Origin of the sequence: Symmachiella dynata (assembly GCF_007747995.1) — a bacterium.
Taxonomy (GTDB): domain Bacteria; phylum Planctomycetota; class Planctomycetia; order Planctomycetales; family Planctomycetaceae; genus Symmachiella; species Symmachiella dynata.
In genome coordinates this window covers 1,180,518-1,187,612 of the sequence record NZ_CP036276.1, presented here as the reverse complement: position 1 = coordinate 1,187,612, position 7,095 = coordinate 1,180,518, and the positions used below count along the sequence as shown (strand labels likewise).

The 7,095-nt window shown below is 53.6% G+C and carries 5 protein-coding genes; 3 read left to right on the top strand and 2 right to left on the bottom strand.

The features are described 5' to 3' along the window. Positions 1-6: 6 nt before the first annotated feature. The 3 genes from Mal52_RS04515 (at position 7) to Mal52_RS30340 (ending at position 3,994) form a co-directional block, all read left to right on the top strand. Complete coding sequence (locus tag Mal52_RS04515; protein WP_145374526.1) at positions 7-2,382, top strand: Tle-like phospholipase domain-containing protein; 2,376 nt, start codon at positions 7-9, stop codon at positions 2,380-2,382. Positions 2,383-2,432: 50 nt separating this feature from the next. Beyond that, a complete protein-coding gene (locus Mal52_RS04510) occupies positions 2,433-3,110 on the top strand; it encodes an ankyrin repeat domain-containing protein (RefSeq protein WP_197534657.1) in 678 nt (225 codons plus the stop codon). A 311-nt stretch (positions 3,111-3,421) separates the two neighbouring features. After that, positions 3,422-3,994 carry an RHS repeat-associated core domain-containing protein gene (locus Mal52_RS30340; protein WP_145374524.1) on the top strand — a complete coding sequence of 191 codons (573 nt, stop codon included), beginning with the start codon at positions 3,422-3,424 and terminating at the stop codon, positions 3,992-3,994. Between the two features lie 24 nt (positions 3,995-4,018). Here Mal52_RS30340 and Mal52_RS04500 read toward each other — a convergent pair whose 3' ends face one another. Next, positions 4,019-6,535, bottom strand: coding sequence for an SGNH/GDSL hydrolase family protein (locus tag Mal52_RS04500; RefSeq protein ID WP_145374523.1), 2,517 nt, complete (start codon positions 6,533-6,535; stop codon positions 4,019-4,021). Between the two features lie 163 nt (positions 6,536-6,698). Beyond that, positions 6,699-7,034, bottom strand: a complete 336-nt coding sequence (locus Mal52_RS04495; RefSeq protein WP_145374522.1) for an acyl carrier protein — start codon at positions 7,032-7,034, stop codon at positions 6,699-6,701. Between the last annotated feature and the right edge of the window lie 61 nt (positions 7,035-7,095).

The following is a 7,095-nucleotide window of genomic DNA, read 5'->3' as shown; positions in this document are numbered from 1 at the left end:
CGCGGCGTGCCCGGCAACGATGGCAGCGAAACGCTGTTTACCTACGACGAATTCGACCGCCTCGCCCAAATCGATACGCCTGAGGGTGTGCTGAATTATGAGTACGATAACTATGGCCGGCAGGTCCGCAAATCGATCGGCAACCCGGCCGACCCGACGCACGATTGGACCTACAGCTACGATGCGCTGGGCCGCTTAAAAACCGTCAGCACCGTCCGCCGCAACGGCGTCGACCTGAACACGGCGGAGGTGACGACCTACAGCTACGATCTTGTCGGCAACCTGTCCCGCGTCGATTACGCTAATGGCATGATCACCACGTACGAGTACGATGCACTCAATCGCCTCGACGTGATGACGCATTATTCGCCGGATGAAACGCCGGAGAACCTGGCCGACAACGACAAACTGGCCGAGTACGACTACACCGTCCGCGCCGACGGCCGTCGCACCGCTGTCACCGAGAAGTACTGGGAAAGCGGCACGGCCTACACCACCGACATCGCCTGGACCTACGACAACCTCGGCCGCTTGGTCGAAGAAGACTACGACAGCCACAATAATGATTTGGATTACACGACGACGTTTACCTATGACCTCGTCGGCAATCGCCTGTCGAAAGTCATCGATGGGATCGTTGATAAGACGTTGACGTATGCATACGACGATAATGACCGGTTACTGACCAGTTGGAAAATCATCGGCGACGTCGACGACGGCGTGAATCTGGAAACCGATGACACGACCACGACCTACGGCTACACCGGTACGCTGCAAACCTCGAAAACTATCGAGGAGACTTATAGCACGCAGACACTGAGCGTGGTCGACTACAGCTACGACTTGCAGGGCCGCATGTCCGAGGTGGTCATCGACACCTATGACAGTAATAGCGACATCGTGAAGAAGGAGACGACGACTTACGTCTACGACGGCAGGGGCATCCGTGTCGGTTCGACGTACAAGGTTGAGGAAGACACCGATCAAAACCCGGCAACTGCGCTGGTTGTGACAAAGCACGAGGAGACCTCCTACCTCGTCGACGACATGAACCCGACCGGGTATGCCCAGGTCATCGAGAAAATTGTCCGCGAAGCTGGCACGGCGAATGTCACCGATGCGAAAGTCTTCACGCTCGGTCACGACGTGATCGACCAGACGACGTTCACGCCGGGCGGCACCGAGGCCGGCAGCCCGCTCACGCTGCTCTACGACGGCCACGGCAGCACCCGCGCCGTCCTCGACGCGACAGCGGCTTTCGTGCAGCACTACGCCTACACCGCCTACGGCATGGCCATCGGCTTCGACGAAGCACAGGCCTTGACGGCGCTGCTCTACAGCGGGGAAGCGTTTGACAGCCGGATTGGGATGCAATACCTACGGGCCAGATGGTATGATCCGAATTCGGGGCGGTTTAATCGGCTCGACCCGTTCTCTGGCAATTTGAGAGACCCGCAGTCGCTGCATAAGTATTTGTATACGCATGGCGACCCGGTGAATGGGATTGATCCGACTGGGCTGGAATTTAGCATATTAGGGCTAAAGGTTAACATGTCAGCAATGGCCTCTGCAATCTCAACAGGGGCCAAGGCAATCATTAGCGCGGCGGTTCGTGGATTATTCAAGGTGGCGGTGCATGCTGCATACGCTCATGCCGTATTGAAGCTCCAAACTAAATTCACGCAACTTATCACTCCACTTGACAGTGGGAAGGTTCGAGAAGACTATCAGTATGCCCTGCTAGCAGACGCCGCATATGACCGCAGCGACGTACCCGGGTGGGTTGCCCTTGATGATAACGAAGGTGACGGCACAACTGGCTTTCGTGCCCGTCTTTTTCAGCGAGGTAACGAGCGCGTGATTGCCTATGCTGGAACTGACCCCAAAGACAGGCAAGATTGGATCAACAACATTTCTCAAGGATTGTTTGGAGCCTCTCTTCAATACGCGCAGGCAATCGAAATTGCCGACATATGGGAAAGCAAGTATGGCTCGGTTGATCGTTTTGTTGGTCACTCACTGGGAGGAGGACTTGCGACGGCAGCTGCGGTTGTTTACAACAGGCCTGCCACAACCTTTAACGCGTCCGGATTGAATGCCAATTTTGCAGAAATGTACCCCAGTGCCAATACCGCGGGTGTCAACCAAAGAGTGCACGCCTATCGTGTCCAAGGCGACATTCTTTCCACACTTCAAGACACAAGTATTGCTATGGCCGGTGCAGCTGTTTGGGGACAGCAAGGAATCGCTCTGGCCGGAGTCCTTGGCGGGCTGATGCCAAATTCAGTCGGAACGCCATTTTGGCTGGAAGGCGATAGTTTCTCATTAGCGATGCGCCACGGAATGCCTGAAGTACTTTCGGGGATGCGAAAAATGATGTAATCCATTGAGTCCAAGGTAATCATGGGGTGAATATGAAGTGCACAATATTCATGCTGGGTTTGGTTAATGTATTCATGATAGGCTGTGGCGGGTCTGCTGGGGGCGTCAATATTTGGGACGCTGTTGAACAAAACGATGCGGCGGCCATCAAAACCTATTCCAATGCGGGTGGCGACCTTGACATCCGTAATTTCGGCGGAGAGACACCACTTTTCCTCGCGCTCTCCTCGAAACATTTCGAGAGCTATAAAGCGCTTTTGAAGTGCGGTGCGGATCCAAATTTCATTATGAGCAAGCAGCGCGTTGTCACACATTGGGCGGCTATAGAAGATGATCCTAAATGGTTAAAACTAGCATTGGAGCATGAAGCCGATCCAAACTTAGTCAACATTGGTTCTGGGTCTCCCTTTGAAGGGACTCCATTTCATTTCGCCATTACCAACAGCCACATCGACAATATCAAACTCCTGATTCAATACGGTGCTGATATCAATAAACCAGACCACTTGGACTGTCCTCCGGTAACGGTAGCCACTTTACAAAACGATTACGAAGTCGTTTTACTTCTTCTTGAAAGTGGTGCAGATTACCAGAATGCACTTTGTGGAGGGAGGCCGTTTCAGGAGATCATGGATGAACGATATCTAATTAAGAACAAGTATTTTGAACGGCCTGAAGTTCAACAACAGTTAAAGGCGATTCAAAAATGGATGGATGAACACAAATGATCGTCGTGCGCATCCGTGTGAGAGGTTTGCAAATAGCCAGTAAATTTCGGCAAAACCACCCACCAACTTCATTGGCCCAGCGAGAACCGCCCCGAGTCACCCGTGACGACAAGTTCGCCCGCCCTGCAGACAACGAGCCGCTGGACCCTGTTGTGACGTCCGGTGAGATGGAATGTGACTGAAGTCGGCCCAAAGGTTCGTTTTTCCCACAGCATCACACGTAAGACGCCCCCCCAACAACCAGCCCGCGCACGCTCCGCCCCAACACCCACGACAACCCCCACACCGTCCTCGACGCAACAGCAGCGTTCGTGCAGCACTACGCCGACACCGCCTACGGCCGGGCGATCGGCTTCGACGAAGCAGCCGCCCTGACAACCCGACTCTACAGCGGCGAAGCCTTCGACAGCCGGATTGGGATGCAATACCTGCGGGCCAGATGGTATGATCCGAACTCTGGGCGGTTTAACCACCTCGACCCGTTCTCTGGCAATTTGCGTACCCCGCAGTCGCTGCATAAGTATTTGTATACGCATGGGGACCCGGTGAATGGGTGGGATCCGACTGGCCTTAGAGCATTCAATGTTGGTTCACTTCTGACATCGATGGCAATTGGTACATTAGTTGGTGGCTCTTTGGGGTATTTGTGGGGTGGTTGGGATGGCGCCGGTTGGGGCGCTGGAGCAGGTTTTCTTTCAGGCGCTGGCGTTGGGATGGCACTTGCAGGTGGCGATGGGGCGGTGAACGCGGGTTGGGGGGCTTGGCCGGTCGTCGGTGGCTTTACAGGTCTTTTCCTTTGGGCGGTATCACCATCTTCACGCGATGATGAATGGGATGTCGCAGAATTATCGCTAAGACATATTCGTCAACGAAAAACGAGTTGACGGTCAATGTGGCCCTGCAATGACTTACTGTTTCGACGGCGGAAGTGCCTCTGGATGTGCTTGGAGCATTTTCATCATGGCCTCGGCAATCATCGCATGACCGTCCGCGTGTGGATGATACTGTTGGCCGGGAATCATGAGTTCGCTGGTCGGTTGCCCCTCTGCCCAGTTCGGTACTTCGCAAACAATGAAACCTGCCTCGCGTGCGAGTGGCATCAATTGTGCCGCTAGGTTGTCGGGATCGGCACCAATCGGCAAGTAGATCCATACCGCCAAGATTCCGCGTTCTCGGCACTCTTCGACGATGGTGCGATAAACGGCGACTAAAAGTTCGTTGCGCTGCTGATTCAATTTGTTATGAATAATCCCGGGTGGCATGTCCTGCGTAATCCCGGCTTGGTTGATCAATTGTTCGATTGGATGCGAGCGAATCAGCTTGCCGGCGGCGATGAGCTTTGCCAAATGATCAACAAACGACTGGTATTCATCTTGGTGTGCGAAGTAATAAATCGCGTCGGGGTCAAACCCAAACACTTTGCGTTGGATGCGGACTAACCGATGGCTGGGCCACTGTTTGCCGACGCCGAAATTCAAAAGTTCATACTGCCCGCCGCCGGGCAACTCTTCGTTGATGCGATTTTCCAAAAGGCGTACGAAGGTTTCGTCGTCCCCTACGCCGTACCCCATGATCACGCTGGAACCCACCATGGCAATTCGTGTCGTGCCGGTTGGTTTGTTCAATGTGAGAGTCTCCCGGTCGCGCATACCGAACTGATTGATGGACGTTAGTTTGCCGTCCAATTCGACGCGCACGCCCGGTATCAATTCGGTTATTTGCGCAAGGTCAGATGGCCGGGAAATTAAGTCAAAGCCGGCTGCCTGGGCACGCTGTGTTTCGTCGGTAGGCGACCAGGAGGAAAGCATTGGACCGGCCTGAATGGCGGTCGAATTCATATCCTCGTAATACCCGGCCACTTGTCCCATCGCATCTTCGCGCGCAGCATCCTCTCGGAAATCGGCAAGGGCACTGGAAATGTCTGAGCTGAGCAATGTCGCAAAACGTGGTGAACCAAGTGCTACAAATAATGCCATGCCGATGACATACACTTTAGCGGACTCTCGAAACGAAGCTGCAGGACGCTGCGTTTTGCGGGAATCGTAATATCCCTTGAGACGAACCACGATGGCCCCGAGGAGGATGACGAGTAGAAAACCCAACAGGACCAGCATCAGGCCGTTCATGGCACCGGGACGACGTAGGACTCCTGCAAATAACGTCAAAAATCCAGGCTTCGTCCAACAGGCCCAGAATAAACTGACTAATGCAAACATGCCTGCCGTGCGGGCTGAAAGGCTAAATGCCGCTCGCCACGCGGAATGATCTTGGCGACGACCTCGCCGCATGTCGAGCAGCGCATTGATGGCAACACACAGACCGACACCCATCCACAGAGAGGCATCGTTGGCCGTTACGGGAAAGCGGCCAAGCAACCAAAACATCTGCCACGAATGCAGTAGCCAAGTGCTTAAAAAGACGATCAGCACCCCCACAACCGTGGCCAGCCCCAGCCCCCAACCTCGGCCGCGCAGAGAATAAAACGTGGGAAAGAAAAACAACTTCAGCATGAAGTCTTTCCAGTAGATATTGATCCGTCGCCAGATGTCGGTGAAACTCGACGCCAAAAAATACCGGTCGTGCGTTCGCGGCAGGTCAAATCCAAACAGATGCAACAATCCGGCGATCAAATGGAATTGGCCGGACACGTGCAAATAGAGTGCGAAATTCGTCACCATAAACAGCGCGATGTGCGGCACGTCATACAGTTCATACGGTTCCGGAACGAGATATAATTTGATGTAGCGATACAACAACAAATGGGTCAGGCCGCGGACGATGCAGACAATGCCCTTCTGATAGATATTCCAAGTGTCCTCTTTATACCACGAGTCGCGAAACGTATTGAAATCGACTACGGGAAAGAGTGGAAAACAGACGTTCGGCGCCATGAAGAAGTAGGACAAGGTTGTCGTCAAAGGCGGGTTCGCCACGGCTTTTCGCGTGGAGTAACAATAGATCATCAGCCGAAACATGAACATCGATCCCAAGACTGGCCACATCGGAAGCGGCCATTGATTTCGTAGCACGATGAGTACCACGCCAACGGCGATCAGCATGAGCCAGCGAAACCACAAACCGATGGGCAAGTAGCAAATGCCTATCAATACACCGCCAATTCCTAGCACGTACAGGCCGTTGGTCATTCCTAGGACTAGCAAAACACAGCTGGCCGACAGGCACGCAAAGAATCCCATGCGATAGGGTTTCGGCAGCCAGGTATGTACCGCGAAACCAGCTATCATCACGCACATCACCGGGAACAACAGACGCTGTCCTTCGATGTCGAAGAGATAGACAATTCCGGCAGCCAGCAGCAACTCGGCCAACACGAACAGGAAATTGGCTGGAACTCCACCGGGCGATGGGTTGCTGTCGGTTCCGGTTGCCTGCGAAAGATCGTCTGTTCGTTCTTGTTCCGGCATATTGTCTCTCCGGGACCGAATTCCCCTAACCGCATCCTGGCCTGCCTGATCGGCAGTTGCTGAGCCAGTTAGGCAATAACCGCTGCTACAGATTAGAAAAAATACTCACCACCGTCTGGACTGAACGAGACTGCAACACCATTCATTTCATTTTCAGCAAGGACTAGCCGGGCTCGTCATTTGCTCCCAACGATTGTGACAAAGCTTCAATCGACGGATAATCCTCCAAGGGATTGCTGGAAAAACGAATGCCCAACCAGTCCTCCAATTGTGCGACAATGGCGACCACATGCATCGAATCGATTCCTTGCGCCAAGATCGGTTCATTGACCTGGATTTGGCTGCGGTCGATCTCTAATTCTTCCGCCAATTTATCTAGCAACCAATTCTGAATTTCAGCGGATGAGCGTGTAGGCGGCTGGCTAGTGTCTGGAGAAGAAGTGGTTTCATCGTTCATGGCATTAACCGTGGACTCGGAGACGAACGTGCCGTCAACCATTGATGGTTCGTGGAATTGGGCAGGAGCGATATTGATTTGCGGGCAGCGGATTGACTTGGGA

Bases quoted from the DNA above. Each gene is read 5' to 3' on its own strand.
- Mal52_RS04510 (WP_197534657.1), top strand. From the start codon at position 2,433: ATGCTGGGTTTGGTTAATGTATTCATGATAGGCTGTGGCGGGTCTGCT.
- Mal52_RS04500 (WP_145374523.1), bottom strand. From the start codon at position 6,535: ATGCCGGAACAAGAACGAACAGACGATCTTTCGCAGGCAACCGGAACC.
- Mal52_RS04495 (WP_145374522.1), bottom strand. From the start codon at position 7,034: ATGGTTGACGGCACGTTCGTCTCCGAGTCCACGGTTAATGCCATGAAC.